At 42.2% G+C, this 4,219-nt stretch carries 5 protein-coding genes; 3 read left to right on the top strand and 2 right to left on the bottom strand.

Annotation, left to right across the window (positions count from 1 at the left end):
- Positions 1-141 precede the first annotated feature (141 nt).
- Positions 142-858 (bottom strand): RNA methyltransferase, encoded by a 717-nt coding sequence (locus KIT27_12275; GenBank protein MCW5590422.1) that lies wholly within the window; start codon positions 856-858, stop codon positions 142-144.
- Positions 859-950: 92 nt separating this feature from the next.
- On the opposite strand from KIT27_12275, the gene KIT27_12270 reads away from it, so the two are divergent.
- Together KIT27_12270 and KIT27_12265 are read left to right on the top strand one after the other, a co-directional pair.
- The gene (locus KIT27_12270) at positions 951-1,259 is read left to right on the top strand and encodes a hypothetical protein (GenBank protein ID MCW5590421.1); all 309 of its coding nucleotides are present in this window, start codon (positions 951-953) and stop codon (positions 1,257-1,259) included.
- Positions 1,259-1,615 carry a hypothetical protein gene (locus tag KIT27_12265; GenBank protein ID MCW5590420.1) on the top strand — a complete coding sequence of 119 codons (357 nt, stop codon included), beginning with the start codon at positions 1,259-1,261 and terminating at the stop codon, positions 1,613-1,615. The genes KIT27_12270 and KIT27_12265 overlap by 1 nt, the downstream gene beginning before the upstream one ends.
- A gap of 61 nt (positions 1,616-1,676) precedes the next feature.
- On the opposite strand, the gene KIT27_12260 is transcribed toward KIT27_12265, so the two are convergent.
- Positions 1,677-3,236 (bottom strand): hypothetical protein, encoded by a 1,560-nt coding sequence (locus tag KIT27_12260; GenBank protein MCW5590419.1) that lies wholly within the window; start codon positions 3,234-3,236, stop codon positions 1,677-1,679.
- A gap of 151 nt (positions 3,237-3,387) precedes the next feature.
- Between KIT27_12260 and suhB the strand changes: the two genes are divergently transcribed.
- Positions 3,388-4,182: an inositol-1-monophosphatase gene (gene suhB, locus KIT27_12255; protein ID MCW5590418.1), complete on the top strand. Its 795-nt coding sequence runs from the start codon at positions 3,388-3,390 to the stop codon at positions 4,180-4,182.
- The last annotated feature ends 37 nt before the right edge of the window (positions 4,183-4,219 follow it).

Raw genomic sequence — 4,219 nt, 5'->3', positions numbered from 1 at the left:
GATCAGAGTTTTATTGATGCTCCGATCCTGGATCTCCGCTGCGCTCCGTTCCAGGCTACACGCTTCGTTCCAGGCTACAGGCTACGCTCCGTTCCAGGCTACAAAAAACTATATTCGCATCTTAACTCGTTCTAGGCAATCCTATTTTTCCAAATAACGATCCATATTGGCGAGAATACCGCGTAAAATATTCACCTCTTTAACTTCCAAGCGTGCGCGATTAAATAAACGTCGTAATTTTAACATCATCGTCTCGCGATTATTCGGACGAATAAATTCGAGTGCTTGTAAGGTATTTTCTAAATGCTGATAAAAACGCTCGACGTCTTCAATATTGGCTAACTCTGTTTTAGGCAGCGGATCGAGCACATTGGCTAAACTCGCACTTCGCAATGCATAAGCACAAAGGGTTACGGCCATAGCTAAATTTAAGGAACTGAATTCATCAACAGTGGGAATGTGCAGATGATAATGGCTTAATGCTAATTCTTCGTTAGTAAGTCCACTACTTTCTCGGCCAAACACTAATGCCACAGGACTGTGCTGAGCTTGAGCTAGTATAACGGGCGCCGCTTGCTCGGGAGTAAGTGTCGGCCAAGCAATCGCGCGATGACGGGCACTGGTCGCCAACACTAATTCACACCCCGCAATGGCCTCGGTTAAGGTTGAGTGAATGGTGGCCTGGTTTAAAATATCATCAGCACCACTGGCGCGCGCAATCGCCGCAGGATGGGGAAATTTTGCAGGTTTAACGAGCGCTAACTCGCTTAATCCCATATTTTTCATTACTCTGGCACACGCGCCAATATTTCCAGCGTGGGTCGTTTCAACTAACACAATTCGAATTGAAGAAAGCATGTTTTTTTCTCAGCGTCACGTTCGGCGAATTATCCCTTAATTAGAATAAATTTGCTATAATGACTCTCTAAACTTTCACAAGGATTTGCGTTATGTGGAAAAAAACCAGCCTTGCCCTGTGTCTACTTATCTTCACCGTCAACAGTTTTGCCGACGCGCTCGATGGCAGCGAACATTGTCCGTTTCACGCCACGTTTGGCGGTGTGGAAATTCAACCGTTGGCTAATAATACGAGTTCGTTAGTGCAGTGCTTAAGCACCAATGGTAATACCTATTGGAGCCAAGTGATGAATGTCAGTGTGGATGCCACGCAAACGCAGTGGATCAAACAAGAATACCCCGCCGCTGAAGTATGTTTTGGCTTAGAGCCAGAAGATTGCGCATTTTATGGAGACTCGTGATGAAATTATTTAACTTCATTTTTTTAAGTGCTTGTTTATTTTTTTCGGCTACATTTGCAAGCTCTCTCGCCTCTCCTTCCATTACTTGTACGCCTAATGGTTCGGAATGCCGCTGCCCGGCAACCGATGCCAATCAATCTCCTCTCAAGAGTGTCGACCTCACCGATTTAGTCAGCCTCGCACATGTCTTATGTTTTTATCAAGATAATACCATCATCACCGATAATCGAAATATTTATGTGCCTGCTGATGACTATAAAAATTATTGGCGGAATAGTGGGGTTGGCTATACGTTTTATTGCAATCAAAACCCGGCTGTTGATTATTGTGTGTTTAAGATAAAAAGTGTGCGTTAGGTAGTGAATTTTAGACAGGGCGATGAGGGTGTGGATGGATTTATCCTGAACTACTGCCTGCTCATGATCTTGGGGTATGACTAGATAAACTTGGATTAGTATGTTGACTATCACCATTTTGGAGGTTTGTGTTAGAAGCAGAAGTTGATATTTCATCTGAAAGGTTATCTTCTGTTTTCGTTGTGTCATCATTATTGCATGTATTATCATCTGTGCACTGTTGATTATTGTTTTTATTTTTAATAGAAGTTTGAGGCAGTATTCCCTGCACCGTAGCATAGGTACCCTGCAGATTTTTGGTATTTGGTAATACACTATTTTTCCTTAAAGTCACCCGCTCAAGTCGACCATCCGCCACGGTTTTCGCCGTCGACGACATCACATAAGCAAACGCCCAACCGATAACCGGTACAATGGCTTTGATAAAAGAACTCAGAGGATTTTCCACAAAGGCTCTGCCAATACTACGCAACATTGCGCCGAAGGGTGAGGTATTCGATCTCGCAATTTTCTCGCTAGCTTCAGCCGTTTTACCACGCATGCGCTCTCTAGCATAGTCATCACATTGAGTGAGACCATTGGTGTTTGTGAGGTTTAAACAATGTCTTGCGTAGATGCGAAAGAAATGGAATTGATCGGTTTTTGTTGTGAGTTTAAAATTGTTTAAAGGTATTAATTGTTTTATAAAATGAAACTCTTTATGAGAAAATTTTACTTGTGCTGAAGATTTAAATCGTTCTTTGTCAAATACGTCATCATTTAATAGCCCGTGATTTAACTCTGAAATCAAAACTTTCTTTTTATTATCATCCCCTAAAAAATAATTTTCTTCCGGCTCATAACCAAAAGCTGGCTTATATACAATTTGCTTCACATGAAGGGTAACAGGTTTATCTTGATTCGCATTTTTCCATTTCGCAAATTTTTGATTAACATCGTTAATATTATGTTCATTATCATCAACAAAATACACATCGATAGCTTGGTTCGGGTTTTCTGCAAGTGAGGCCTCAATCCGCTGCTGAATGGGGATCCATTTATCAAATTTATTGGATAATGCTAATAATCGTTTCTTAAGATTTTGTTCTGTTTGACTTACATCAGCAGGATAACTGTTTTTTACCACATCATGAGCATTTTCACGATGAGAATACCAGTATTGATCTTCTATTTTGAAGCTATTTCTCCATAGGGTAGTTGCAGTGTTCCAATTATCCTCAAAATTAAATTGATTGGTAATATCCTTCTCAAATTGACTCAAATCCTCTGCAAAGGTTTGACCTAACTTTCTGCCAGCTAAAAAATAGTCGAATGGCGTGATTACGCCCTGTGCTTGGAATGGTAACTCGTTTTGGGCAGCCGCCACCACACTGGTGATCAATCCGTTTAAATAAGCTTGCTTAGCCTGACTTTCGTTAGAAGTCATAAAATCTGAAAAATTTTGCATGCAATTAAAGGCAATCGTCTGATGCGTTCGATCCGTATGAAACCAAAATTCACTGGCAGTGTATTGTGGTTGAGCGGCGAGTAAGGCGTAGTAACGAAATAATTCGGTATTAAAACGACCCGTGTCGGTAGCAGTGCCATCGATGTCTGAAAATATTAACAACTTATTAGGCATTTTTAATTCTTCTTTTTGGGTTTAAGCGCTTCATAGGTTAAGTATAGACGCCATTGCAGATTTTGCCATGTTCAATGATTTCCAAGATTGGCTTTGCTAGCTCTGTCAACTCTGCTACACTCCCCTGTTTTAAAATTTAGGAATCTAGAGCATGCACCCGATGGTGAATATTGGTGTGAAAGCCGCTCGGCATGCGGGCGATTTAATTGCGCGCGCATTTGCACGGCTGGATACGGTTAAAGTGAGTGAAAAAGGTAAAAACGATTTTGTCACCAATGTCGATCAGCATTGCGAACAAGTGATTATCGATCACATTCTCAAAGCCTACCCCGAACACGATATTATTGGCGAAGAAAGCGGGCAATATCAGCGGCGTGGCAGTGAATTTCAATGGATTATCGATCCCTTAGATGGCACCAATAATTTTATTCATGGCTTCCCTCATTTTGCGGTATCCATTGGCATAAAATTCCAAGGCGAATTAGAACATGGTGTGATTTACGATCCCATTCGCGACGAATTATTTACCGCCACCCGCGGCAAGGGCGCGCAAGTCAATGGCAAACGCATGCGAGTAACCCAGCAATCGCGCTTAGAAAATAGTTTATTAGGCACCGGTTTCCCTTATCGCAACAACGATCCTAAAATTGATTTTTTCATTCAATCGTTCACCGAATTGTATCGTAAAGTCTCGGGTATTCGCCGCGCCGGTTCCGCCGCTCTAGATTTAGCGTATGTAGCAGCAGGTCGTTTTGATGGTTACTGGGAACTCGGTTTAAGCCCATGGGATATGGCCGCAGGAGCCACCATGATCCGCGAAGCCGGCGGCATCATCACCGATTTTACCGGCGGCAATCAATTCCTAGAACGCGGCGACATTATCTCTGGCAACCCCAAAATATACACCGCCCTCTTCGCCATCCTACAAACCCTACAAAAAAATTAATGTGTTAATCCTGGATCGTGATAAGCCTGGAACGAAT

The sequence above is a fragment of the Legionellales bacterium genome, assembly GCA_026125385.1.
Classification (GTDB): domain Bacteria; phylum Pseudomonadota; class Gammaproteobacteria; order JAHCLG01; family JAHCLG01; genus JAHCLG01.
This window is presented reverse-complemented; position numbering and strand designations above follow the sequence as displayed.